The 24,912-nt window shown below is 56.1% G+C and carries 28 protein-coding genes and 1 pseudogene; 19 read left to right on the top strand and 10 right to left on the bottom strand.

What is annotated here, in order from left to right; translation table 11 throughout:
• The first annotated feature begins 20 nt into the window (after window positions 1-20).
• The 6 genes from accD (at window position 21) to F8562_RS06970 (ending at window position 5,897) form a co-directional block, all read left to right on the top strand.
• A complete protein-coding gene (gene accD, locus F8562_RS06995; RefSeq protein WP_004870882.1) occupies window positions 21-935 on the top strand; it encodes an acetyl-CoA carboxylase, carboxyltransferase subunit beta in 915 nt (304 codons plus the stop codon).
• Between the two features lie 72 nt (window positions 936-1,007).
• Entirely contained in the window at window positions 1,008-2,276 is a 1,269-nt protein-coding gene (gene folC, locus F8562_RS06990) for a bifunctional tetrahydrofolate synthase/dihydrofolate synthase (protein WP_014839135.1), read from the top strand.
• Window positions 2,266-2,952, top strand: a complete 687-nt coding sequence (dedD, locus tag F8562_RS06985; RefSeq protein WP_014839134.1) for a cell division protein DedD — start codon at window positions 2,266-2,268, stop codon at window positions 2,950-2,952. Before folC ends, dedD begins: the two co-directional genes overlap by 11 nt.
• 199 nt (window positions 2,953-3,151) lie before the next feature.
• Entirely contained in the window at window positions 3,152-3,640 is a 489-nt protein-coding gene (cvpA, locus tag F8562_RS06980) for a colicin V production protein (protein WP_004104143.1), read from the top strand.
• A gap of 33 nt (window positions 3,641-3,673) precedes the next feature.
• Window positions 3,674-5,191 (top strand): amidophosphoribosyltransferase, encoded by a 1,518-nt coding sequence (gene purF / locus F8562_RS06975; protein ID WP_004123211.1) that lies wholly within the window; start codon window positions 3,674-3,676, stop codon window positions 5,189-5,191.
• Between the two features lie 136 nt (window positions 5,192-5,327).
• A complete protein-coding gene (locus F8562_RS06970; RefSeq protein ID WP_004852887.1) occupies window positions 5,328-5,897 on the top strand; it encodes a UbiX family flavin prenyltransferase in 570 nt (189 codons plus the stop codon).
• Between the two features lie 112 nt (window positions 5,898-6,009).
• On the opposite strand, the pseudogene F8562_RS29755 reads toward F8562_RS06970, so the two are convergent.
• Window positions 6,010-6,159: pseudogene (locus F8562_RS29755) on the bottom strand (hypothetical protein).
• A 29-nt stretch (window positions 6,160-6,188) separates the two neighbouring features.
• On the opposite strand from F8562_RS29755, the gene argT reads away from it, so the two are divergent.
• The 5 genes from argT to hisP all read left to right on the top strand — a co-directional run bounded on the left by argT (window position 6,189) and on the right by hisP (window position 10,258).
• Window positions 6,189-6,971 (top strand): lysine/arginine/ornithine ABC transporter substrate-binding protein ArgT, encoded by a 783-nt coding sequence (gene argT / locus F8562_RS06965; RefSeq protein ID WP_014230270.1) that lies wholly within the window; start codon window positions 6,189-6,191, stop codon window positions 6,969-6,971.
• Window positions 6,972-7,228: 257 nt separating this feature from the next.
• Window positions 7,229-8,011 carry a histidine ABC transporter substrate-binding protein HisJ gene (hisJ, locus tag F8562_RS06960; protein WP_004123203.1) on the top strand — a complete coding sequence of 261 codons (783 nt, stop codon included), beginning with the start codon at window positions 7,229-7,231 and terminating at the stop codon, window positions 8,009-8,011.
• A gap of 66 nt (window positions 8,012-8,077) precedes the next feature.
• Complete coding sequence (locus F8562_RS06955) at window positions 8,078-8,764, top strand: histidine ABC transporter permease HisQ (RefSeq protein WP_014230269.1); 687 nt, start codon at window positions 8,078-8,080, stop codon at window positions 8,762-8,764.
• Complete coding sequence (gene hisM, locus F8562_RS06950) at window positions 8,761-9,477, top strand: histidine ABC transporter permease HisM (protein ID WP_004852883.1); 717 nt, start codon at window positions 8,761-8,763, stop codon at window positions 9,475-9,477. Before F8562_RS06955 ends, hisM begins: the two co-directional genes overlap by 4 nt.
• Window positions 9,478-9,484: 7 nt before the next feature.
• Window positions 9,485-10,258, top strand: a complete 774-nt coding sequence (gene hisP / locus F8562_RS06945; protein ID WP_004852881.1) for a histidine ABC transporter ATP-binding protein HisP — start codon at window positions 9,485-9,487, stop codon at window positions 10,256-10,258.
• A gap of 41 nt (window positions 10,259-10,299) precedes the next feature.
• On the opposite strand, the gene F8562_RS06940 is transcribed toward hisP, so the two are convergent.
• The 6 genes from F8562_RS06940 to yfcG all read right to left on the bottom strand — a co-directional run bounded on the left by F8562_RS06940 (window position 10,300) and on the right by yfcG (window position 13,876).
• Window positions 10,300-10,797, bottom strand: coding sequence for a GNAT family N-acetyltransferase (locus F8562_RS06940; protein ID WP_046877205.1), 498 nt, complete (start codon window positions 10,795-10,797; stop codon window positions 10,300-10,302).
• A gap of 67 nt (window positions 10,798-10,864) precedes the next feature.
• On the bottom strand, window positions 10,865-11,431 hold the full coding sequence (locus tag F8562_RS06935) for a hypothetical protein (protein WP_014230267.1): 567 nt from the start codon (window positions 11,429-11,431) through the stop codon (window positions 10,865-10,867).
• Between the two features lie 3 nt (window positions 11,432-11,434).
• Window positions 11,435-11,689 carry a hypothetical protein gene (locus F8562_RS06930; protein WP_042934138.1) on the bottom strand — a complete coding sequence of 85 codons (255 nt, stop codon included), beginning with the start codon at window positions 11,687-11,689 and terminating at the stop codon, window positions 11,435-11,437.
• Window positions 11,690-11,904: 215 nt separating this feature from the next.
• Entirely contained in the window at window positions 11,905-12,798 is an 894-nt protein-coding gene (locus F8562_RS06925; protein ID WP_014230265.1) for a TIGR01777 family oxidoreductase, read from the bottom strand.
• Between the two features lie 20 nt (window positions 12,799-12,818).
• Complete coding sequence (folX, locus tag F8562_RS06920; protein WP_004104107.1) at window positions 12,819-13,181, bottom strand: dihydroneopterin triphosphate 2'-epimerase; 363 nt, start codon at window positions 13,179-13,181, stop codon at window positions 12,819-12,821.
• 65 nt (window positions 13,182-13,246) lie between these two features.
• Window positions 13,247-13,876, bottom strand: coding sequence for a GSH-dependent disulfide bond oxidoreductase (yfcG, locus tag F8562_RS06915; RefSeq protein ID WP_014230264.1), 630 nt, complete (start codon window positions 13,874-13,876; stop codon window positions 13,247-13,249).
• Between the two features lie 209 nt (window positions 13,877-14,085).
• Here yfcG and yfcF point away from each other — a divergent pair, with 209 nt between their 5' ends.
• From yfcF to yfcD, 3 genes are read left to right on the top strand one after another with little or no spacing between them, the layout of a single operon-like run.
• A complete protein-coding gene (gene yfcF / locus F8562_RS06910) occupies window positions 14,086-14,730 on the top strand; it encodes a glutathione transferase (protein ID WP_014839128.1) in 645 nt (214 codons plus the stop codon).
• A gap of 56 nt (window positions 14,731-14,786) precedes the next feature.
• A complete protein-coding gene (gene yfcE, locus F8562_RS06905) occupies window positions 14,787-15,338 on the top strand; it encodes a phosphodiesterase (RefSeq protein ID WP_014230262.1) in 552 nt (183 codons plus the stop codon).
• Between the two features lie 58 nt (window positions 15,339-15,396).
• The gene (gene yfcD / locus F8562_RS06900; protein WP_004852867.1) at window positions 15,397-15,951 is read left to right on the top strand and encodes an NUDIX hydrolase YfcD; all 555 of its coding nucleotides are present in this window, start codon (window positions 15,397-15,399) and stop codon (window positions 15,949-15,951) included.
• 4 nt (window positions 15,952-15,955) lie between these two features.
• Here yfcD and F8562_RS06895 read toward each other — a convergent pair whose 3' ends face one another.
• Window positions 15,956-16,975: a LacI family DNA-binding transcriptional regulator gene (locus F8562_RS06895; RefSeq protein WP_014230261.1), complete on the bottom strand. Its 1,020-nt coding sequence runs from the start codon at window positions 16,973-16,975 to the stop codon at window positions 15,956-15,958.
• Window positions 16,976-17,210: 235 nt separating this feature from the next.
• Between F8562_RS06895 and F8562_RS06890 the strand changes: the two genes are divergently transcribed.
• The 5 genes from F8562_RS06890 to F8562_RS06870 all read left to right on the top strand — a co-directional run bounded on the left by F8562_RS06890 (window position 17,211) and on the right by F8562_RS06870 (window position 21,191).
• Window positions 17,211-17,654, top strand: coding sequence for a PTS sugar transporter subunit IIA (locus tag F8562_RS06890; protein ID WP_014839126.1), 444 nt, complete (start codon window positions 17,211-17,213; stop codon window positions 17,652-17,654).
• A gap of 79 nt (window positions 17,655-17,733) precedes the next feature.
• Window positions 17,734-18,006: a PTS sugar transporter subunit IIB gene (locus F8562_RS06885; protein WP_004870916.1), complete on the top strand. Its 273-nt coding sequence runs from the start codon at window positions 17,734-17,736 to the stop codon at window positions 18,004-18,006.
• Between the two features lie 20 nt (window positions 18,007-18,026).
• A complete protein-coding gene (locus F8562_RS06880; protein WP_094909351.1) occupies window positions 18,027-19,418 on the top strand; it encodes a PTS ascorbate transporter subunit IIC in 1,392 nt (463 codons plus the stop codon).
• Entirely contained in the window at window positions 19,415-20,245 is an 831-nt protein-coding gene (locus F8562_RS06875) for a transketolase (protein WP_014839125.1), read from the top strand. The genes F8562_RS06880 and F8562_RS06875 overlap by 4 nt, the downstream gene beginning before the upstream one ends.
• Complete coding sequence (locus F8562_RS06870; protein ID WP_014839124.1) at window positions 20,238-21,191, top strand: transketolase family protein; 954 nt, start codon at window positions 20,238-20,240, stop codon at window positions 21,189-21,191. Before F8562_RS06875 ends, F8562_RS06870 begins: the two co-directional genes overlap by 8 nt.
• A 47-nt stretch (window positions 21,192-21,238) precedes the next feature.
• Here the strand turns inward: F8562_RS06870 and pta are convergent, their stop codons facing one another.
• Window positions 21,239-23,383 (bottom strand): phosphate acetyltransferase, encoded by a 2,145-nt coding sequence (gene pta / locus F8562_RS06865; RefSeq protein WP_014230257.1) that lies wholly within the window; start codon window positions 23,381-23,383, stop codon window positions 21,239-21,241.
• Between the two features lie 201 nt (window positions 23,384-23,584).
• Window positions 23,585-24,787 (bottom strand): acetate kinase, encoded by a 1,203-nt coding sequence (ackA, locus tag F8562_RS06860; protein ID WP_004123156.1) that lies wholly within the window; start codon window positions 24,785-24,787, stop codon window positions 23,585-23,587.
• Between the last annotated feature and the right edge of the window lie 125 nt (window positions 24,788-24,912).

The raw sequence follows: 24,912 nt of genomic DNA, 5'->3' as shown, positions 1-24,912 counted from the left end.
TTCAGGTAGAAAGGTTATCAATGAGCTGGATTGAACGAATTAAAAGCAATATAACCCCCACCCGTAAGGCAAGTATCCCTGAAGGTGTATGGACCAAGTGCGACAGCTGCGGTCAGGTATTGTACCGCGCAGAGCTGGAGCGCAACCTGGAGGTTTGCCCTAAGTGCGATCACCACATGCGTATGTCGGCGCGCAACCGCCTGCATAGCCTGCTGGACGAAGGTTCCCTCGTGGAGCTGGGAAGCGAGCTCGAGCCGAAAGATGTGCTGAAGTTCCGCGATTCGAAAAAGTATAAAGACCGTCTGGCGTCCGCCCAGAAAGAGACCGGCGAAAAAGACGCGCTGGTGGTCATGAAAGGCACCCTGCATGATATGCCGGTTGTTGCCGCCGCTTTCGAATTCTCCTTTATGGGTGGGTCGATGGGCTCCGTGGTCGGCGCGCGCTTTGTTCGCGCGGTTGAGCAGGCTCTGGAAGACAACTGCCCGCTGATTTGCTTCTCCGCATCCGGCGGCGCCCGTATGCAGGAAGCGCTGATGTCGCTGATGCAGATGGCGAAAACCTCCGCTGCGCTGGCGAAAATGCAGGAGCGCGGCTTGCCGTATATCTCCGTGCTGACCGACCCAACCATGGGCGGCGTGTCTGCGAGCTTTGCGATGCTGGGCGATCTCAACATCGCTGAGCCAAAAGCGCTGATCGGCTTTGCCGGCCCCCGCGTTATCGAGCAGACCGTTCGCGAGAAGCTGCCGCCGGGATTCCAGCGCAGCGAGTTCCTGATTGAGAAAGGGGCGATCGACATGATCGTACGCCGCCCGGAAATGCGTCTGAAGCTGGCCAGCATTCTGGCGAAGCTGATGAACCTTCCGGCGCCAAATCCGGAACCCGCTCACGAAGGTGAGGTGGTGCCACCGGTGCCGGATCAGGAACCAGAGGCCTGATAATGCAGAGGGCAGGCCTGACGGCGCTGCCCTTTTTTTTACGCGTAGTTATCCTAACTCTTGCCGGACATCATGGAAAAACAACCTATTCCTCAGGCCACGTCGCCCCTGGCTACGTGGCTTTCTTATCTGGAACATCTGCACAGCAAAACTATCGATCTCGGGCTGGCGCGCGTCAGCGAGGTCGCGCAGCGGATGGCGGTAATGAAACCTGCGCCGTTTGTCTTTACGGTGGCGGGGACCAACGGCAAAGGCACCACCTGCCGTACCCTGGAGTCGGTGCTGATGGCGGCGGGCTATAAGGTTGGCGTTTACAGTTCGCCGCATCTGGTGCGCTACACAGAGCGGGTGCGGGTGCAGGGCGAAGAGCTGGCGGAGCTCGCGCATACGACCTCTTTTGCCGAAATTGAAGCCGCGCGCGGCGAGATTTCCCTGAGCTATTTCGAGTTTGGCACACTCTCCGCGCTGTGGCTGTTTCAGCAGGCTCGGCTGGATGTGGTGATTCTTGAGGTGGGCCTGGGCGGCCGCCTGGATGCGACCAATATCGTCGATGCTGACGTGGCGGTGGTGACCAGTATTGCCCTCGACCATACCGACTGGCTGGGGCCCGATCGCGAAAGCATCGGCCGCGAAAAGGCGGGGATTTTCCGCCCTGGTAAACCGGCTGTCGTCGGCGAACCCGATATGCCGTTGACCATCGCTGAGGTGGCGAGCGAAAAAGGGGCGCGGCTCCTGCGCCGTGACGTTGACTGGCAGTATGACGCCAGTGAACAAGGCTGGTCCTTCCGCGATCGTCAGGGGGCGTTAAGCGATCTGCCGCTGCCGCAGGTCCCGCTGCCGAATGCGGCTACGGCGATTGCGGCCTTGCGCGCCAGCGGGCTTAAGGTCAACGAGCAGGCGTTGCGCGATGGCGTTCAAAACGCGATGCTGCCGGGGCGTTTTCAGATAATCAGCGATGCTCCCCGGACGATCCTGGACGTTGCCCATAATCCGCATGCGGCGGCCTATCTCGCCGGGCGTCTCAAAACCTTATCGAAAACGGGGCGCGTGCTGGCGGTTATTGGTATGCTGCATGACAAGGATATCGCGGGAACGCTGGCAAATTTACAGGCCGAAGTTGACGACTGGTACTGCGCGCCGCTGGAAGGGCCGCGCGGAGCCACGGCGGAGCAGCTGCTGGAACATTTGCGCGCAGGTAAAGTCTATACTAGCGTCGCTGAGGCGTGGCATGCCGCGATGGCGGACGCCGGGCCTGAAGATACGGTGCTGGTGTGTGGTTCATTCCATACGGTGGCGCATGTAATGGAAGAAATAGACGCGGGGAGAATCGGTGGCGAGTAAGTTTCAGAACCGTTTAGTCGGGACGATTGTGCTGGTGGCGCTGGGGGTGATTATCCTGCCAGGGCTGCTGGATGGTCAGAAAAAACATTATCAGGATGAGTTTGCCGCCATTCCGCTGGTGCCAAAACCGGGGGATCGCGATGAGCCGGATATGCTGCCAGCGGCGACCCAGGCGCTGCCTTCGCAGCCTCCTGAAGGGGCGGCGGAAGAGGTGAGGGCCGGCGATGCCGCTGCGCCATCGCTGGATCCGTCGCGGATACCGGTGAACAACAACAGTTTTGATGTGGTGCAGGAGCCGGTGGTCGCACCGAAACCACAGCCGAAACCTCAGCCGAAGCCGGTAGAGAAGCCGCAACCGCAACCACAGCAGCAGGTTGCGGCGCAGACGCCGCCGCCTAAACCGCAGCAGCAGGCTGAAATTCCGGCACCGACCGGTAAAGCCTATGTGGTGCAGCTTGGGGCGCTGAAGAACGCCGATAAGGTCAACGAGATTGTCGGTAAGCTGCGCGCTTCCGGCTTTAAAGTTTACACGTCGCCTTCGACGCCGGTGCAGGGTAAAATTACCCGTATTCTCGTGGGGCCGGATACCTCGAAGGATAAGCTGAAAGGTCAGCTTGGTGAGCTGAAGCAGCTTTCGGGACTTAGCGGCGTGGTCATGGGCTACAGTCCGAACTAACTCTCTCTTTTTTAAAGGAGTAGAGTGCTGAAACCCCTGTCTGACGCGCCCTGAAGAGGCGAAAGGCAGTATGGCGTTGAATGTTTTTTCAGCGCCATTTTTATTTCTGTAGGGCACGGAAATCCCTACGCAAACGTTTTCTTTTTCTGTTAGAATGCGCCCCGAACCGGACGACAGGGCGTAAAATCGTGGGACGTATATGGTCTGGATTGATTACGCCATAATTGCGGTGATTGGTTTTTCCTCACTGGTTAGCCTGATCCGCGGCTTTGTTCGTGAAGCTTTATCGCTGGTAACCTGGGGATGCGCTTTCTTTGTTGCCAGTCATTACTACACTTACCTGGCTGTCTGGTTCACGGGCTTTGAAGACGAACTGGTCCGAAATGGGATTGCTATCGCGATACTGTTTATCGCAACGCTTATCGTCGGCGCTATCGTTAACTTTGTGATAGGTCAGCTGGTGGAAAAAACCGGCCTGTCGGGAACCGACAGGGTGTTAGGGATCTGCTTTGGCGCCCTGCGCGGGGTGCTAATCGTCTCGGCGATTCTGTTCTTTCTCGATAGCTTTACCGGTATGGCGAAAAGCGAAGACTGGCAAAAGTCTGAGCTTATCCCGCAGTTCAGTTTCGTTATCAGATGGTTCTTTGACTATCTGCAGAGCTCGTCAAGTTTCTTGCCCAAAGCATAAGCGTTGGGATGTAGCTTAACGAGGAAAAGACGTATGTGCGGTATTGTCGGTATCGCCGGTGTTATGCCGGTAAACCAGTCGATTTATGACGCGTTAACGGTGCTTCAGCATCGTGGCCAGGATGCCGCAGGCATCATCACCATTGATGCGAACAACTGTTTCCGTTTGCGTAAGGCGAACGGTCTGGTGAGCGACGTTTTTGAAGCTCGCCATATGCAGCGTATGCAGGGCAATATGGGTATTGGTCACGTTCGTTACCCGACGGCTGGCAGCTCCAGCGCCTCCGAGGCACAGCCTTTCTACGTCAACTCGCCGTACGGCATTACGTTGGCGCACAACGGTAACCTGACTAACGCTCACGAGCTGCGTAAAAAGCTGTTTGAAGAAAAACGCCGCCACATCAACACCACCTCTGATTCCGAAATCCTGCTCAATATCTTCGCCAGCGAGCTGGACAACTTCCGCCACTATCCGCTGGAAGCAGACAACATTTTTGCGGCGATCGCCGCCACCAACCGCCAGATTCGCGGCGCTTATGCCTGCGTGGCGATGATTATCGGTCACGGCATGGTCGCTTTCCGCGACCCGAACGGCATCCGTCCGCTGGTGCTGGGCAAGCGCGATATCGGCGATGGCCGCACCGAGTATATGGTTGCTTCGGAAAGCGTGGCGCTGGATACGCTGGGCTTTGAGTTCCTGCGCGACGTGGCGCCTGGTGAAGCGGTGTATATCACCGAAAAAGGCCAGCTGTTTACTCGCCAGTGCGCGGAAAACCCGGTCAGCAACCCGTGCCTGTTCGAGTACGTCTATTTTGCGCGTCCGGACTCCTTCATCGACAAAATTTCCGTTTACAGCGCCCGCGTCAATATGGGCACGAAGCTGGGCGAGAAAATTGCCCGCGAGTGGGAAGATCTGGATATCGATGTGGTCATTCCCATTCCGGAAACCTCCTGCGATATCGCGCTGGAAATTGCCCGCATCCTCGATAAGCCGTATCGCCAGGGGTTTGTTAAAAACCGCTACGTTGGCCGTACCTTTATCATGCCCGGTCAGCAGCTGCGCCGTAAGTCCGTGCGCCGTAAGCTTAACGCCAACCGCGCCGAGTTCCGCGATAAGAACGTGCTGCTGGTGGATGACTCCATCGTGCGCGGCACCACCTCTGAGCAGATTATCGAGATGGCGCGCGAAGCCGGGGCGAAGAAAGTGTATCTGGCCTCCGCTGCGCCGGAAATTCGCTTCCCGAACGTGTATGGCATCGATATGCCAACCGCCAATGAGCTGATAGCCCACGGGCGTGAGGTAGATGAGATCCGCCAGATCATCGGCGCCGATGGCCTGATTTTCCAGGATCTGGACGATCTGATTGACGCGGTGCGCGCGGAGAATCCGGATATTCAGCAGTTTGAATGCTCGGTGTTCAACGGTATCTACGTCACTAAAGATGTCGATCAGCAGTATCTGGACTATCTCGACTCTCTGCGTAACGACGACGCGAAAGCGGTTCAGCTGCAGAATGAAGTTGAAAACTTAGAGATGCACAACGAAGGGTAATCCTCTGTTTTGCTGAGAGCCCGCGGTCTGACGGCCGCGGGCTTTTTTATTTTCTCGCGCCAAATGCGGGTCCGCGGTTGCGTCGGAGACTATAATCCGGCAAAGTCTGCGCCATTGTGTGAAAGGGGCAATCATCGTGAAGCGACTCATTATCGGTATTTCTGGCGCCAGCGGCGCGATTTACGGCGTACGCTTGCTCCAGGTTTTGCGCGAGGTTTCGGATGTCGAAACCCATCTTATTTTAAGCCAGGCCGCGCGTCAGACGCTGGCGCTGGAGACGGATTTCTCCCTGCGCGAGGTGCAGGCGTTAGCCGACGTGGTGCACGATGCCCGCGATATCGCCGCCAGCATCTCTTCCGGCTCTTTTAAAACCGCCGGGATGGTGATTTTGCCATGCTCAATGAAGACCCTCTCCGGCATTGTTCATAGCTATACCGACGGGCTGCTGACCAGGGCGGCGGACGTGGTGCTTAAAGAGCGCCGCCCGCTGGTGCTGTGCGTACGGGAAACGCCGTTCCACCTTGGCCATTTGCGGCTGCTGGTCCAGGCGGCGGAAATGGGCGCGGTGATTATGCCGCCGGTTCCGGCGTTTTATCATCGCCCGAAAAGCCTGGACGATGTGATTAATCAGACGGTCAATCGCGTGATCGATCAGTTCGATATCTCTCTTCCGCAAGACCTCTTTTCCCGCTGGCAGGGCGCGTAGGGCGCACTAAGATAGTGCGCTTTGTTCACATCCGCCTCCCCGCAGTGCAATTTTGTCGCCTCGATCAAATCCTCAACATTTAATTTGTTTTTTTGCGCTGCGGCACTGCGGTTTATCCGTTATTGCTGGTATCTTCCCTTTTAAGACAAACTTGCAACCTTTATTTAACAAATTTAACGCCATTTCCAGCACGCACTGAGAAAATGGCATAAAACGTGCAAGATTTTGTCGGCAGTACAAATAACAAGATAACGCATCGCATAACAACATCACGACACTTAAGGGTAACCTATGAAGAAGACGGTCCTGGCTCTCTCTTTAATGATGGGAATTTGCAGCGCCTCCAGCGCGTTCGCCGCGCTGCCGCAGAGTATCCGCATTGGCACCGATGCCACCTACGCGCCTTTCTCTTCAAAGGATGCGAAAGGGGATTTCGTGGGTTTTGACATTGATTTGGGTAACGAGCTCTGTTCGCGCATCAAAGTAAAATGCACCTGGGTCGGCAGCGATTTCGACTCCCTGATCCCGTCGCTGAAGGCCAAGAAAATCGACGCCATTATCTCTTCGCTGTCGATTACGGAAAAACGCCAGCAGGAAATCGCCTTCTCTGACAAGCTCTACGCGGCCGACTCCCGCCTGATCGCCGCCAAAGGCTCGCCGATTCAACCGACGCTGGAATCCCTCAAAGGCAAGCATGTTGGCGTACTGCAGGGCTCCACCCAGGAGGCCTATGGTAATGAACGCTGGCGCAGCCACGGCGTGGACGTTGTGGCCTATCAGAATCAGGATTTGATCTACTCAGACCTCGCTGCGGGTCGCCTGGACGCCGCGTTGCAGGATGAAGTGGCCGCCAGCGAGGGCTTCCTCAAGCAACCTGCCGGTAAAGATTTTGCCTTTGCCGGTCCTTCCGTTAAAGACAAAAAGTTCTTCGGTGATGGTACCGGCATCGGCCTGCGTAAGGACGATAGCGAGCTGAAGGCCGCGTTTGATAAAGCGCTGGCCGACATGCGTAAAGACGGCACCTACGACAAAATGGCGAAGAAATACTTCGACTTCAACGTTTACGGTGATTAAGACGCCCGCTGGCCCGCACGCCGGGCCATGCGCATCCCTTTCTGTCTGATTTTGGTGCAGCTGCGCTTTTAGCGGATCAATTTGGTGCAGGAAATTGCGCACGCGATGTTAAAAAGTGCATAGTTAAGCGTTTCCGATGCGAAAAAATTTGCTTTCCGGCGCAGAATGCTTTGCCTTACCGGGGCGAATAATGGCACGATAACTGCCGTAAGTACTTCTAATAAATCCGTTAGAATGACAGTCTGTTGAGGATAGTTATGAAAAAACTGGCGTTGTCTCTCTCTTTAGCGCTGGCCCTTTCCAGCGTTTCCACTGTATTCGCAGCCATTCCGCAAAAAGTCCGCATCGGCACCGATCCTACTTATGCCCCGTTCGAATCGAAGAATGCGCAGGGTGAATTGGTGGGTTTTGACATCGATCTGGCAAAAGAGCTCTGTAAGCGTATCAATACGCAATGTACCTTCATTGAGAACCCGCTGGACGCGCTGATCCCTTCTTTAAAAGCGAAGAAAATCGACGCCATCATGTCTTCGCTTTCGATCACCGAAAAACGCCAGCAGGAAATTGCCTTCACCGACAAACTGTACGCGGCTGATTCGCGCCTGGTCGTGAAAAAAGGCAGCGATATTACGCCAGACCTCGCGAAGCTGAAAGGCAAGCGCGTTGGCGTTCTCCAGGGTACCACCCAGGAAACCTACGGCAACGAGCACTGGGCGCCAAAAGGCATTGAAATTGTTTCCTATCAGGGACAGGACAATATTTATTCCGACCTGACTGCCGGACGCATTGACGCGGCGTTCCAGGATGAAGTCGCCGCCAGCGAAGGCTTCCTCAAACAGCCTATCGGCAAGGATTATCAGTTCGGCGGTCCGTCGATTAAAGACGAGAAGCTGTTCGGCGTCGGCACCGGTATGGGGCTGCGCAAAGAGGATAACGAACTACGTGAAGCACTGAATAAAGCCTTTGCCGAGATGCGCCAGGATGGCACCTACGACAAGCTGGCGAAGAAATATTTCGATTTTAACGTGTACGGCGACTAACCATCCCGCGTACCCCGTCGCGCGTTATTTTGCGCGCGATGGTTGATGACAGACAGGGCAGACAGCATGCTGTACGGGTTTTCACAGGTTATTTTTCAGGGCGCGCTGGTCACCCTTGAGCTGGCGTTAAGCTCGGTCGTTCTGGCGGTGCTTATCGGTCTGGCGGGCGCCGGGGCGAAACTTTCCAACAATCGTCCGTTGGCGTTGATTTTTGAAGGCTATACCACCTTAATCCGCGGCGTGCCCGATCTGGTGCTGATGCTGCTGATTTTCTACGGGCTACAGATTGCGCTCAACGGCGTAACCGATGCGCTTGGCCTGGCGCAGTTTGATATCGACCCCATGGTGGCGGGGATCATCACGCTGGGCTTTATTTACGGGGCCTACTTCACCGAAACCTTTCGCGGCGCCTTCCTGGCGGTGCCAAAGGGACATATTGAAGCGGCGACGGCCTTCGGCTTTAGCGGTGGGCAAACCTTTCGTCGTATTCTGTTTCCGGCAATGATGCGCTATGCGCTGCCCGGAATCGGCAACAACTGGCAGGTTATCCTCAAAGCGACCGCGTTGGTCTCACTGCTGGGACTGGAAGATGTGGTCAAGGCAACCCAGCTGGCGGGTAAAAGCACCTGGGAGCCGTTCTACTTTGCCATCGTCTGTGGCCTGATTTATCTGGTATTTACAACGGTTTCCAATGGTGTGCTGCTGATGCTCGAACGCCGTTATTCTGTGGGCGTGAAGAGGGCCGACCTGTGATTGATATTATTCAGGAGTACTGGAAATCCCTGCTGTGGACCGACGGCTATCGTTTTACCGGCGTGGCGATTACGCTCTGGCTGCTGATCTCTTCCGTGGTGATGGGCGGCATCCTGGCGGTTTTCCTCGCCATTGGCCGAGTGTCGAGCAATAAATTTATCCAGTTCCCCATCTGGCTGTTCACCTATATCTTTCGCGGCACGCCGCTGTACGTCCAGCTGCTGGTGTTCTATTCCGGAATGTACACGCTGGAGGTCGTCAAAGGCACAGAACTGCTGAACGCCTTCTTTCGCAGCGGCCTGAACTGTACGGTGCTGGCGCTGACGCTGAATACCTGCGCCTACACCACGGAGATTTTCGCCGGGGCGATTCGTTCAGTGCCGGCAGGCGAGATAGAAGCCGCCCGGGCGTACGGTTTTTCGTCGGTCAAAATGTATCGCTGCATTATTTTGCCTTCCGCGCTGCGTATTGCGCTGCCTGCATACAGCAACGAAGTGATTCTGATGCTGCATTCCACCGCGCTGGCTTTTACCGCCACGGTGCCGGATCTGCTGAAAATTGCCCGCGATATTAACTCGGCAACCTACCAGCCGTTTACCGCCTTCGGTATTGCCGCAGTACTGTATTTAATTATCTCGTATGTGTTGATTAGCCTGTTCCGCAGGGCGGAAAAGCGCTGGCTCCAGCATATCAAACCTTCTTCGACGCACTGAGAACGCCATGTCCGACAATAAATTAAATGTAATCGATCTGCATAAACGTTACGGAGAGCATGAAGTACTGAAGGGCGTCTCACTGCGGGCGAAAGCCGGAGACGTGATCAGTATTATTGGCTCATCCGGTTCCGGGAAAAGTACCTTTTTGCGCTGTATTAACTTTCTTGAGAAGCCCAGCGAAGGGACGATCGTTGTTAACGGGCAAAACATTGGCCTGGTTCGCGATAAAGACGGTCAGTTAAAGGTTTCTGATAAAAATCAGCTACGTTTGCTACGTACTCGCCTGACGATGGTATTCCAGCATTTTAACCTGTGGAGCCATATGACGGTGCTGGAAAACGTGATGGAGGCGCCGATTCAGGTGCTGGGCCTGAGTAAACAGGAAGCGCGCGATCGGGCGGTAAAATACCTGGCGAAAGTTGGTATTGATGAACGCCAGCAGATTAAATATCCGGTTCATCTCTCCGGCGGCCAGCAGCAGCGCGTTTCCATTGCCCGCGCGCTGGCGATGGAGCCTGACGTACTGCTGTTTGATGAACCGACGTCGGCGCTTGACCCTGAACTGGTGGGCGAAGTGCTGCGGATCATGCAGCAGCTGGCGGAAGAGGGGAAAACCATGGTCGTGGTCACCCATGAAATGGGCTTTGCACGCCACGTCTCCTCGCACGTGATCTTCCTGCATCAGGGCAAAATTGAAGAAGAAGGGCATCCTGACGAGGTTTTCGGCAATCCGAAAAGCCAGCGTCTGCAGCAGTTCCTGAAGGGCTCTTTGAAGTAAACACAGTCCAGCCCCCGGCGGAACACTCTCCGTCGGGGCGGCTAACGCTCCAGCCGATACACCCAGTCGTCATAGTCAATGCCGTTCAGATGATACGCTTTTTCGAGCACCTGAATGCGGATAAAGCCGTGTTTTTCCAGCAGACGGGAAGAGCCAGCGTTACTGCCCAGCACCCAGGCATTTATTGCGTGAACGCCGAGCTGCTGAAATCCGTAGTCGCAAATCGCTTTTAGCGCTTCACTGGCGTAACCCTTCCCCTGAGCCTCAGGCAGGAGAGCGTATCCGACATCCGCTTCGTGCGGATTTTTACCGCTGATGCGCAGGCCAATATCGCCAACCGCCGCGCCGCTGGCGTCGCGCAGTACGAATACGCCCGGGTCAGCGCAGCGTGATGCAAACAGCGTCCGCAGCGCCGGCTCCTCAAGAATCTCGCCCATATAGCGCATCACTTCCGGGTCTCGTCGTAAGCGCAGGAAAAAAGGCCAGTCGGATGAGTGAAACGGAGAGAGGCGCAGGCGCGGAGTGGTGAGTATTCTCATAAAGCGGTCCATAGCGGTGGATTATTCCGCCACCTTAACATCATAAAGCGCCGGAAGGGCAATGCGTCTAAGCAACCGTCGGACAAGCCCGGGGCTGATTTCCGAAGCCGTGAAGATAGCGCAGCACGGTGGTGCTCTCCGACGTCGCCCTCAGTTGTAGCGCCAGGTTGAGGTTATCCAGAACTGTCGCGTGGGCGACCAGCGGTGAATCTTCGGCAAGCCGTCCTTCCATCACCAGCCAGCCCACGACGGTTTTCCAGCGCCACAGCGGGGAATTGCCTTTAACCCGCTGTACCGGCCCGGGAAACTGACCTGAGCCTCGTGCGCCATCTTTTAATAAGGCGACGGCCTGTCGCGTCAGGCCGGTAAGTTCGGCAATATCGCTTAAACCGACCAGCGCGGAATCGACGGATTCAACCCGCGCGTTCAGAGCCGATGCGGATTCGATATCGGCAATCGCTGACAGAATAGCCTGCTCAAGAGAGTCTCTTTCGCGATCGAACTCCAGATAGACCGCCGTTCCGTAAAAACAGACCAGGGCGTCAGCGCAGCCTGCGGCATGCAGCGCATCTTCCAGACCCACGGTACGAGCAGTTACGCCGGAGAGGGTGAGCGTAAAATTATACAGCGCCATGGTTTAATCCTTCTTGTGGTTAATCTGACCCGAGGCAGGCGGCTGGCAGCGGTCGACCATTCTGATAATTTGCCTGGCGTGGTTAATGGGTACCGCAGGCGTTGACCAGATGCCCATCATATGTTCCCGGTGCCGGGCTGTCCCACACATCAACCTGCCAAAACAGTGAGCGCTTTTGCCGCCAGTGATAAAAATCCAGTCTCGTGCCAGCGCGTAGTCAATAGCTGCTCTGATATGTTTATCCGGATGTTCCTTCATCAATTCGTCCTGGTAATGCTGAATAAGTTGTTGACGAATGTCAACGGTGTGATGGTGTTAAATTACACACAGGGGTTATGGCAGAGTGATAGGCATATCACTGGAATGAGATTCACAGTTAAGGCGACACAGGACTGGTGATTTTTGCGCGCTGCGAGGCGGGTTCCATAAATTAATTAATCAGGGAGAGCGATACTCTCCCTGATGGACCTGGGCTACCGCAGCACATCGGCGAGGGCTTCTTCCAGATCGTACCAACGAAAGCCAAATCCGGCGGCTTCCAGGCGTTTAGGCAGCGCGCGCTGGCCGCCGAGTACCAGAACGGAAGATTCTCCCATCAGCAGGCGAATAGCCGCCGCCGGGACGCGGAAAATGGCAGGGCGATTTAGCGCATGCCCCAGCGCGTGGGCGAACTGCTCGTTGCGCACAGGGTAAGGGGAAACCATATTAAACGGCCCCCGCAGGTCGTTATCCAGCAGCCAGAGAATACCGTTGACCATGTCGTCGATGTGGATCCACGCCAGATATTGCCTTCCGCTACCGATAGGGCCGCCGAGGCCAAGCTTAAAGGCCGGCGTCATTTTGGCCAGAATGCCGCCTCGCGGCGCCAGCACCACGCCGGTACGCAGCAGGCAGACGCGGGTGCGATCGCTCTGCGCTTCGCAGGCGATTTGCTCCCAGCGGGCGCAAAGCTTGTGGGTAAACTCGTTGTGCGGTGGCTCCTCTTCGGTTACCACGACTTCACCGAGGTCGCCATAATAACCGGCGGCGGAGCCGCTAATCAGCACCGAGGGCGGCGTATCGCTGGCGTTGAACAGCGTGACCAGCTTTTGCGTGGTATCCCAGCGGCTGTGGCAGAGACGCTGTTTCTGCTCCGCCGTCCAGCGCTTATCGGCGATCGGCTCACCGGCCAGATTAATGACGGCATCAATGCCGTTGAGGTTCGCCTGATGCTCGAAATCGCGCCACAGGGTGACGCGCGAATCGAGGCGGCTTTTGGCCTTTTCAGGGCTGCGCGTTGAAACCGTTACGTGATGTCCAAGCTCCAGTAGCCGGGGGATCAGATGGCGGCCAATCAGGCCGGTACCGCCAGTAAGCAGAACGTTCATAGCGCCTCCCTAAGATGCGTCTAGCGCCGCCAGCTCATCGTCATGGATACCGAATCGGCGTAGCGCAGCGCATGCAGTTTATCGATCTCTACTTCAGCATATGTGACCCAGTGATGTTCGCGTGCGATGTCGAGCACATCCTGAGTTAATTTTTCCAGCAGAGAGAAGCGGTTATTCTCAATATGGCTAATAATGCGCTTGGTGATGGTGCGGTAGTTCAGCGCATCGTTAATATCTTCGCTGTTGCGCGATTTTTCCGCCGGGTAGTGGATCGCGACGTTAACCACCACGTCCTGGCGGTTGGCGATCTCTTCCTCTTTAATTCCGATAAAAGTACGCAGGCGCAGGTTCTTAATTCGAATAATGGCGTCTGGTTGAGACATGGCAGGCTTCCTCCGTGTAGTAATTTCCGCAATCATACATCAAAGCTTCCCGGGCGAGCAGGGGGTTAATGGGCTTCTGTTTTCAGAAGCGCTTCAACGGTGGCCGGGCGCTGGCGAATGCGTTCAAACCAGTTATGCACCGCCGGGTAATTGGCAAGGTCGATACGCTGGCGCTGATGGGCATTCACCCACGGCCAGCAGGCGATATCGGCGATGCTGTAGTGATTGCCGCCAAGCCAGGGACTCTCGCCAAGGCGCCGATTGAGCACGCCATACAGGCGCTGCGTTTCCACCTGATAGCGCTCAATGGCGTAAGGCACCGCCTGCGGAGCAAAGTGGTTGAAGTGATGATTTTGTCCGAGCATCGGCCCCAACCCGCCGACCTGCCAGAATAACCACTGTAGGGTGACGTGGCGCTCGCGGAGCTCGCCGCTCAGTAATTTTCCAGTTTTTTCAGCAAGATAGAGCAGGATGGCGCCGGATTCGAACAGGCTTAATGGGCCACCACCGTCGGCGGGAGCGTGGTCAACGATCGCCGGGATCTTGTTGTTGGGTGAGATCGCGAGAAACTGCGGATGAAACTGTTCCCCCTTGCCGATATCCACCCGGATGAGGCGATACGCCAGCTGCGCTTCTTCGAGGAATAACGTGATTTTGTGGCCATTAGGAGTGGGTGCGTAGTAAAAATCGATCATGAAAATTCCTCGCCGTCACAGGTCGCAAACTTTTCGAGTATAGGTGAACTGGCATCATCCGACAGGTTTGCCTCATCCTGGATGACTTTCGCCGATCGCGTTCACCCCCTGAGAAGTATGTAAGATCCTCAGCGTGGCGGTCAGTGACATCCTCTGAAAGACAGGATATGTTGGCGTATTGCCCCATTACATTAGCCATTGAGGATGCTATGAGCCAGCCCGCGATTACCCTGTGGTCCGACGCCGATTTTTTCTCGCCATATGTGATGTCCGTATACGTTGCCCTGCAGGAAAAGAGCCTGCCTTTTACCCTGAAAACCGTTAACCTCGACAGCGGCGAACATTTGCAAAGCGGCTGGAAAGGCTACAGCGCGACGCGTCGCGTACCGCTGCTGGAGATCGGGGAATTCTTCCTGAGCGAATCCTCCGCGATTACCGAATATCTGGATGAGCGCTTTGCGCCCCCGGAATGGGAGCGGCTTTACCCGCATGACCTGCAAAAGCGCGCGCGGGCGCGTCAGGTGCAGGCCTGGCTGCGTAGCGATTTAATGCCGATTCGCGAAGAGCGCTCCACGGACGTGGTCTTTGCCGCAGCAAAGAAACCTCCGCTCAGCGAAGCCGGGAAAAAAAGCGCCGACAAGCTGTTTGCAACGGCTGGCGTTCTGCTGTCCCATGGCGGGCAGAATCTATTTGGCGAATGGTCCATTGCCGATACCGACCTGGCGCTGATGCTCAATCGCCTGGTCCTGAACGGCGATGAGGTTCCCGCAGCGCTGGTGGATTACGCCACCTTCCAGTGGCAGCGGGCGTCGGTTCAGCGCTACGTCGCACTCTCAGCCAAACGCGCGGGCTGATAAGCGCCAGCGGTTCCGTTATCATAGCGGCATCGTAATGCGTGGAGATGAAATGTATGAAGCTGATGTTTGCCTCGGATATCCACGGCTCTCTGCCTGCCGCTGAACGCGTGCTTGCGCTGTTCGCGCGCAGTGGGGCGCAGTGGCTGGTTATCCTCGGCGATGTGCTCAATCACGGGCCGCGTAACGCCCTTCCCGAAGGCTATGCTCCGGCCCAGGTCGCGGAGGCGCTAAATAGCGTGGCGGAGCGGGTGATTGCCGTACGCGGCAACTGCGACAGCGAAGTCGATCAAATGCTGCTGCGGTTCCCCATTACCGCCCCCTGGCAGCAGGTTTTGAGCGCGCGAACCCGTCTGTTTCTGACCCACGGGCATCTGTATAGCCCCGAAAATTTGCCTCCTCTCGCCGCTGGCGATGTGCTGGCTTATGGCCATACTCATATTCCGGTTGCCGAGAAACGCGGCGAGATTTTTCTCTTCAATCCCGGCTCGGTCAGCATCCCTAAAGGGGGATTTACCGCCAGCTACGGTCTTCTGAACGAGGGGCAATTGCAGGTTTTAGCACTCGATGATAATCAGGTTATTGCAGAGGTCGCAATTTACCCGTAATTTACCCCTCAACCGTATAGACGCGCCGCAAGAGCGCTTTAAAAAGTAAGGTTTCCTGATGGCGGAACAGAATCATTTGGCAAGCACAGAATGGGTCGATATTGTTAATGAAAACAATGAGGTGATAGCACAGTCCAGCCGCGAACAAATGCGTGCGGAGTGCCTGCGTCATCGAGCGACCTACATTGTTGTTCATGATGGGATGGGCAAAATCCTGGTGCAGCGTCGTACCGAAACAAAAGATTTCCAGCCGGGCATGCTGGACGCCACCGCCGGCGGCGTGGTGCAGGCTGACGAGCAAATGCTGGAATCCGCGCGCCGTGAGGCGGAAGAAGAGCTCGGTATTGCCGGCGTGCCTTTTGCTGACCACGGGCAGTTCTACTACGAAGATAAACACTGCCGCGTCTGGGGCGGCCTGTTTAGCTGCGTATCGCACGGCCCGTTCGCGCTGCAGGAAGAAGAAGTGAGCGAAGTGTGCTGGCTGACGCCGGAAGAGATCACCGCCCGCTGCGATGAGTTCACTCCGGACTCATTAAAAGCGCTGGCGCTGTGGATGACCCGCAATGCGAATAATGAGTCAGCAAAAAGCGAAAAGCAGGAAGAGGCTGAGTAGTTTTCTAACAGCTGTCCCTCATGCATAAACTGGACGCGATGGGCTTTCTGTCGCTCCAGTTTCCCTCCGTAAGACGCTCCAGAAGGGCGCGCCCGGCTTCTATACCAATCTTATGGTGCGGTACCGCCATGGTCGTTAACGGCGGCTGGCAGACCCGGCTCACGTCGCTGTCGCCAAAACCGACGACGGCTAAATCATCCGGTACCTTTATGCGCCGACGCTGACATTCATACAGCGCTCCGCATGCCAGCTCATCGGAAACGCAAACCAGCGCATCCAGCTCCGGCCATGCCAGCAAAAACTCCGGCAGCTGTGAAGCGCCGGTGGAAAAGTTGGCGGGCAGCGCGGCGTTAATTACCCGGTTAGGCGACATATGATGGCGCAGCATGGCTTTATACCACCCCTGCAAATGCTGCTGAAAAATCCACTGTTCCTGATTGGCGCACAGCAGACCGATATTCTGATAGCCGCGGTGGATAAGCATCTCCGTCAGCTCGAACATCGCCGCTACGTTATCAATGCCAATATTCATGTCGATCGGATCGGCGCGCATTGCGCCCATCTCCACCACCGGAATCGAGGCGTTCTTCAGCCAGTGGCGTACGGTATCGCTGTGTTCAACGCTAAGCAGAATGGCGGCGGCGATGTTAGAGGCCAGCAGCGTTTCCAGCAGCTTTTCTTCCTGCTCCAGACGGTGCTGCGATTCTGCCAGCATGATTTGATACCCTGCCGGCTGTAATATCTGCTGAAGCCCGGCAAACATCGCCGAACAGCCCGCCTCGGCAAGATTTGGTACCACCATCGCGATGGTTCTTGAGGAGGCAGACGCCAGCGCGCTGGCGGCGAGATTAGGCATGTACCCTAGCTCTTGCACCGCCGCTTCGATTTTTTCACGTAGCTTATCGGAAACCTGTTCCGGCGTGCGAAGGGCGCGGGACACGGTCATCGTTCCCACACCAGCCAGCTGAGCAACATCGGCGATCGTGACTTTACCGGTACTACGCCGTTTTCGGGTTAGAGACATACATATTCCTGCTAAACAGACGTTTTTATTATCATCCATTACTTCACGTGTCAGGGAGTATACGCCTTAAACGGGCCTTTTTGCTGCGTTTTGATGGGATGATTACGAATTGATAGCGCTATCACAAATCTGAATGTTCAGCATTGGTAGCGCTATCTTTGTGATCGTTCTCGCAGATAACTATTGGCTGCTTGCATAAAGTTTGCCCATCTTTTGCTAAAAGAGGCGGGACAAAATGCTCAAGACTTGGCTCTCTGATGCCACCATCGCGCTGCGGCAAAGCGTAGAGACCTGGCCACAGGCGCTGGACATCTGCGCCCGGCCGCTGCTGAAGGCCGACGTTATCGAACCTGCCTACGTGACGGCCATCGTGGAGCAGCACCAGCGGCTCGGGCCGTACTACGTGCTGGCCCCGGGACTGGCGATGCCGCATGCGCGGCCTGAGGAGGGCGCGAAGGGGCTGGGGCTGTCGCTGTTGAAACTGCAACAAGGGGTATCGTTTGGCGCTGAGGAGTTCGACCCGGTTGATATTATCATTATGCTTGCGGCGCCGGATAAACATAGCCATATCGAAATGATTTCTGCCCTGGCGGAATTATTTTCCAGCGAGGAAGATATGAATAAATTACATCAGGCAACCAATATTGAGGAGATAAAAACGATCGTCGCGCGCTACTGATTCAATTTTATTATCCGGCTTATAACCCATTACGCGCCTGCGTGATGTGGACGTACTCTACCCAAAAAAGGTGATAACAATGAAAATTATGGCAATTTGCGGCTCTGGCCTGGGCAGTAGTTTTATGGTTGAGATGAATATAAAAAAAGTGCTTAAAAAACTCGATATCGAGGCCGAGGTAGAGCACTCCGATCTGTCGTCAGCAACGCCGGGCGCGGCGGATTTATTCGTGATGGCAAAAGACATTGCCGCCAGCGCCAGCGTGCCGGAAAGTCAGCTGGTGGTGATTACCAACATCATCGATATTAACGAACTCGAAGCGCAGCTGCGCGCGTGGTTCGCCAGACAATAATTATTGATAGCGAGGTGGATATGTTTATCCTTGAAACGCTGAATTTTGTTGTTGATATTCTAAAAGTACCCTCGGTGCTGGTCGGTTTAATTGCGTTAATTGGTCTGGTAGCGCAAAAGAAATCTTTCTCCGATGTCGTCAAGGGAACCATTAAAACAATTCTGGGTTTTATTGTTCTTGGCGGCGGCGCGACGGTATTAGTCGGTTCGCTGAATCCGCTGGGGGGCATGTTTGAACATGCTTTTAATATCCAGGGCATTATTCCTAATAACGAGGCGATTGTTTCTATTGCCCTGGAAAAATACGGTGCTTCAACCGCGCTGATTATGGCGTTCGGGATGGTAGCGAATATTGTGGTCGCCCGGTTTACGCGTCTGAAGTATATCTTCCTGACCGGTCACCACACTTTCTATATGGCCTGTATGATCGGCGTGATTCTTACCGTGGCGGGTTTCGAAGGCGTCGGGCTGGTCTTTACCGGCTCTCTGATCCTCGGGCTGGTGATGGCGTTCTTCCCGGCGCTGACCCAGCGCTATATGAAGCGTATTACCGGCACGGATGATATCGCTTTCGGCCATTTCGGCACCCTGGGCTATGTGCTGTCGGGTTGGATCGGTAGCGTCTGCGGTAAAGGATCTCGTTCAACTGAAGAGATGAACCTGCCGAAAAACCTGAGCTTCCTGCGCGACAGCTCCATCTCCATTTCGCTGACCATGATGATTATTTATCTGATTATGGCGGTGAGCGCGGGGCGCGAGTACGTGGAAAGCACCTTTAGCGGAGGCCAGAACTACCTGGTTTACGCCATCATTATGGCGATTACCTTCGCCGCCGGGGTGTTCATCATCCTGCAAGGGGTACGTCTGATCCTCGCGGAAATCGTGCCGGCCTTTACCGGATTTTCAGAAAAGCTGGTGCCCAACGCCCGTCCGGCGCTGGACTGCCCGGTCGTTTACCCCTACGCGCCCAACGCGGTGCTGATTGGCTTCCTGTTTAGTTTCCTCGGCGGTCTGGTCGGGCTGTTCCTCTGCGGGCAGTTTAAATGGGTGCTGATCCTGCCCGGCGTGGTGCCGCATTTCTTTACCGGCGCGACCGCGGGGGTCTTTGGCAACGCCACCGGCGGGCGGCGCGGGGCGATGATTGGCGCGTTTGCCAACGGCCTGCTGATCACCTTCCTGCCGGTGCTGCTGCTGCCGGTACTGGGGGCGATTGGCTTTGCCAACACCACTTTCTCGGATGCGGATTTCGGCGCCGTGGGTATCGTGCTGGGTAACCTGGCCCGCTACCTGTCGCCGTTTGCGATTACCGGCCTTGTTGTGGCGTTGTTTGTGCTGCTGGTGGCGTACAACGTTTTTGTGAAAAAGAAACCTGTGGGCGGCGGCGCGCAGGAGAACAGCGGAGCGAAATCATGAATGTGCAAGAAGTGACTAACCTGGCGCGGGACATTCGCGTCGCTACCCTGAAATCGCTGACGGACCTCGGTTTCGGCCACTATGGCGGCAGTATGTCGGTCGTGGAGACGCTGGCGGTACTGTACGGCGCGGTGATGAAAATTGATCCCGCGGACCCGGACTGGCCAGAGCGCGACTACTTTGTGTTATCAAAAGGTCATGCCGGCCCCGCGCTGTACAGTACGTTAGCGATTAAGGGGTATTTCCCGATGGAGGAGCTGAGCACGCTAAACCAGAACGGTACGCGGCTGCCAAGCCATCCGGACCGGCTGAAAACGCGTGGGGTGGACGCCACTACGGGCTCGCTGGGGCAGGGGATTTCCATCGCCGGCGGCATGGCGCTGTCGCATAAGCTGGCGGGGCGGGCGAATCGCGTGTTCTGTATCGTTGGCGACGGCGAGCTGAATGAAGGCCAGTGCTGGGAGGCCTTTCAGTTTATTGCCCATCACCGTCTGAATAATCTGACCGTGTTTGTTGACTGGAACAAGCTACAGCTTGACGGCAGGCTGGATGAAATCATTCGCGCTTTCAACCTGGAGGATAAATTCCGCGCCTTTGGTTTTGATGTTGTCACCGTCAAAGGCGATGACATCCCCGGGCTGCTGGCCGCGGTTCAACCCGTATCTCCCGTCGATGCGCGCCCGCGCGTGGTTATTCTCGATAGCGTGAAAGGCCAGGGCGTGCCGTATCTCGAGAATCTCAGTAATAACCACCATTTACGCCTGACGGCGGAGATGAAAGAGACGCTAAACGAGACGATTCGCCAACTGGAGGCTGAACATGATTAAGGTTGCACCCGCAGGGCAAAAAGATGCCGTAGAGATGCGTAAAGTCTATGCCGGATTCGTCGCGCAGCAAATTGAAGCCAGGAGCCCGATTATCGCGCTGGAAGCGGATCTGATGAGCTCCATGGCGATGGATGGCGTCGCCATGGAGCATCCGCAGCACGTCATCAACTGCGGCATTATGGAAGCCAACGTGATCGGCACCGCCGCCGGGCTATCGTTGACCGGACGCAAGCCGTTTGTCCATACCTTTACCGCTTTCGCCAGCCGCCGCTGCTTCGACCAGCTGTTTATGTCGCTCGATTATCAGCGGAATAACGTCAAGGTGATCGCTTCGGATGCCGGGGTGACCGCCTGCCATAACGGCGGAACCCATATGTCGTTTGAAGATATGGGGATCGTGCGCGGTCTGGCCCATTCGGTGGTGCTGGAAGTGACCGATGCGGTGATGTTTGAGGATATTCTGCGGCAGCTTATCGATCTCGACGGTTTTTACTGGGTACGCACGATCCGCAAACAGGCGCCGAGCGTGTACGCGCCGGGCTCAACGTTTACCATTGGCAAAGGGAATGTGCTGCGCGAAGGCGACGACATCACCCTGATTGCCAACGGGATCATGGTGGCGGAAGCCCTTGAGGCGGCGCGTCAGCTTGAGCAGGAAGGGGTCAGCGCGGCGGTGATTGATATGTTTACCCTGAAGCCCATCGACCGCATGCTGGTGAAAAATTATGCCGAGAAAACCGGGCGTATCGTGACCTGTGAAAACCACAGTATTCATAACGGGCTGGGATCGGCGGTGGCGGAAGTGCTGGTGGAGACCTGCCCGGTTCCGATGCGTCGCGTGGGGGTGAAGGAGCGCTACGGCCAGGTGGGAACGCAGGAGTTCTTGCAGAAGGAGTATGGCCTGACGGCGCATGATATTGTCTCGGCGGCGCGAGAGCTGCTGTAAATAAAAAAGGCGACCATCCGGTCGCCTTTTTGCATGCAGCGGGCAGATTATGCTTGCTGCTGGGAAGACTGAATCGCGGTCAGGGCGATGGTATAGACGATATCGTCAACCAGCGCGCCACGGGACAGGTCGTTCACCGGCTTACGCATCCCTTGCAGCATCGGCCCGATGGAGATCAGGTCGGCAGAACGCTGTACGGCTTTGTAAGTGGTGTTACCGGTGTTCAGATCCGGGAAGATGAACACGGTAGCGCGGCCGGCAACCGGGGAGTTCGGCGCTTTGGATTTCGCTACGTCAGCCATGACCGCCGCATCGTACTGCAGCGGGCCGTCGATCATCAGGTCAGGACGTTTTTCCTGCGCCAGACGGGTCGCTTCGCGTACTTTCTCTACATCGCTGCCGGCGCCGGAGGTGCCGGTGGAGTAGGAGAGCATGGCCACGCGCGGTTCGATGCCGAAGGCAATCGCGGAGTCTGCGGACTGGATGGCGATTTCAGCCAGCTGTTCAGCGGTCGGATCCGGGTTGATCGCGCAGTCGCCGTAAACGTAAACCTGTTCCGGCAGCAGCATGAAGAATACGGAGGAGACCAGAGAGCTGCCCGGCGCAGTTTTGATCAGCTGCAGCGGCGGACGGATGGTGTTGGCGGTGGTGTGAACCGCGCCGGATACCAGGCCGTCGACTTCGTCCTGCTCGAGCATCAGGGTGCCGAGAACCACGTTGTCTTCCAGCTGCTCGCGGGCAACCGCTTCGGTCATCCCCTTGCTCTTACGCAGCTCGACCAGGCGAGCAACGTAGCTTTCGCGAACCACTTCCGGGTCAACGATTTCAATACCGGCGCCCAGCTCTACGCCCTGAGATGCGGCCACGCGGGTGATTTCATCCGGGTTACCCAGCAGTACGCAGGTGGCGATACCGCGCTCGGCGCAGATAGCCGCGGCTTTAACGGTACGCGGCTCGTTGCCTTCCGGCAGCACGACGCGCTTGCCTGCTTTACGCGCCAGCTCGGTAAGCTGATAGCGGAAGGCTGGCGGAGAGAGGCGACGGCTGCGCTCGGAAGTTGCGGTCAGCGATTCAATCCAGTCGGCGTTGATATAGTTAGCCACGTATTCCTGAACTTTCTCGATGCGCTCGTGATCGTCAACCGGAACTTCCAGGTTGAAGCTCTGCAGGCTCAGAGAGGTCTGCCAGGTGTTGGTGTTAACCATGAATACCGGCAGGCCGGTTGCAAACGCGCGTTCGCACAGTTTGCTGATGCGGGCGTCCATTTCGTAGCCGCCGGTCAGCAGGATAGCGCCGATTTCCACGCCGTTCATCGCGGCCAGGCAGGCGGCGACCAGAACGTCAGGACGGTCTGCGGAAGTGACCAGCAGGGAGCCTGCGCGGAAGTGTTCCAGCATGTGCGGAATGCTACGCGCACAGAAGGTGACGGACTTCACGCGACGGGTATTGATGTCGCCTTCATTGATGATGGTGGCGTTCAGGTGATGCGCCATATCAATCGCGCGGGTGGCGATCAGATCGAAGCTCCACGGCACCGCGCCCAGAACCGGTAATGGGCTACCGCTCTGCAGCTGAGCCGGATCGATCTTCACGACTTTTGCTTTGGAAGAGTCGTCGAAGATTTCCGACAGGTCAGGGCGAGTACGGCCCTGTTCGTCAACCGGCGCATTCAGCTTGTTGACGATCACGCCGGTGACGCTGGTGTTTTTCGCGCCGCCGAAGCTGCTGCGAGTCAGCTCAATGCGCTCTTTCAGCTGTTCAGGAGTATCGGTACCCTGGGACATCACAAAAACGATTTCAGCGTTCAGCGTTTTCGCGATTTCGTAGTTCAGAGACTGGGCAAACTGATGTTTGCGGGTCGGGACCAGACCTTCAACCAGCACCACTTCCGCATCCTGAGCGTTGGCGTGGTAGTTGGCGATGATCTCTTCCATCAGCACGTCTTTCTGGTTGCTGGAGAGCAGCGACTCAACGTGGCTCATCTTCAGCGGTTCTGCGGCCGGAAGGTCGGAGTTCGCGCGAATAATAGTGGTAGTCTGGTCTGGCGCATCGCCACCGGCACGCGGTTGAGCGATAGGTTTAAAGACGCTCAGACGAACGCCTTTACGTTCCATAGCACGGATAACACCGAGGCTGACGCTGGTCAGGCCTACGCTGGTTCCGGTAGGGATCAGCATGATTGTACGGGACACGATATATCCTCTTTCGTTACCGCCAGTATCAGGCGGGATACAAAACTGCACCACCAGCTTCCCGTCATACTTCAAGTTGCATGTGCGTTGGCTTTACTCGTTCACCCCAGTTACGTACTACTCGTACGCTCCTGGGGGATTCTCTGCGTCGCCGCCTTCCTGCAACTCGAATTATTTAGGGTTATGGCTGGCGGTGTGGAATCAGGCGGTCAGACGGTTGGCGTCTTGCGCGATGACCAGCTCTTCGTTGGTCGGAATGACGATAGCCGGGCGAGTGCCTTCTTTGTTGATGAAGCCAGACTTGCCGAAACGGGCAGCCAGGTTGCGCTCGTGATCAACTTCAAAGCCCAGTACGCCCAGTTTGCCCAGAGACAGTTCGCGAACCATCGCGGCGTTCTCACCGATACCACCGGTGAATACGACGGCGTCCAGACGACCGTCCATCAGCGCGGTGTAGGAGCCGATATATTTCGCCAGGCGGTGGCAGTAAACGTCCATGGCACGTTTAGCGTCAGCTTTTTCCTGGTAGTTGTCTTCAACGTAGCGGCAGTCGCTGGTCACTTCGGTCAGACCGAGCAGACCGGACTCTTTGGTCAGCATTTTGTTGATGGCGTCTACGCTCATGCCCAGCGCATCGTGCAGATGGAAAATGATTGCCGGGTCGATATCGCCAGAACGCGTACCCATAACCAGACCTTCCAGCGGAGTCAGACCCATGGAAGTGTCAACGCACTTACCGTTGCGGATAGCGGAAACGGAACCACCGTTGCCCAGATGGCAGGTGATGATGTTCAGCTCTTCAACCGGTTTGTTCAGAACTTTCGCGGCTTCCTGAGTCACATAGAAGTGGCTGGTGCCGTGCGCGCCGTAGCGACGTACGCCGTGTTCTTTGTACAGGCTGTACGGCAGGGCATAGAGGTAAGATTCTTCCGGCATGGTCTGATGGAACGCGGTGTCGAACACGGCAACGTTCTTGTCTTTCAGATTAGGGAAAGATTTCAGCGCCTCAGCGATACCGATTAGGTGCGCCGGGTTGTGCAGCGGAGCGAAAGAGGCGGAGTCTTTGATTCCCTGAATCACGGAGTCATCGATAACGACGGAGCTGGTGTATTTTTCACCACCGTGAACGATGCGGTGGCCGATTGCGGTCAGCTGAGCAGACAGTTCTGGTTTTTGTGCCAGAATAGTGTTAACGATAAAGTTCAGCGCTTCACTGTGAGCAGCGCCAGCGCCTAATTCGGCTTCTTGCTTGCTGCCGTCCATTTTCCATTTGATACGGGCTTCAGGAAGATGGAAACATTCTGCTAAACCGGACAGGTATTCGTCGCCGTTGACGGCATCAAGGATAGCGAATTTCAGAGAGGAGCTACCGCAGTTCAGAACCAGTACTAACTTACTCGACATGGAAGTACCTTTTATGATACGTGGCTAAAAAAACGTCAGTGTGTCACAAAGCGTAGCGCAGGATGACATCGACATTTATGATTAACATCATGCCTTGTACTGTTTTCGGGCACGATGAGAGAAGT

The sequence above is a fragment of the Klebsiella sp. RCJ4 genome (assembly GCF_009025755.1).
GTDB lineage: Bacteria > Pseudomonadota > Gammaproteobacteria > Enterobacterales > Enterobacteriaceae > Klebsiella > Klebsiella michiganensis.
The sequence above is the reverse complement of the archived record's forward strand: the minus strand, read 5'-3'. Positions and strand labels throughout refer to the sequence as shown.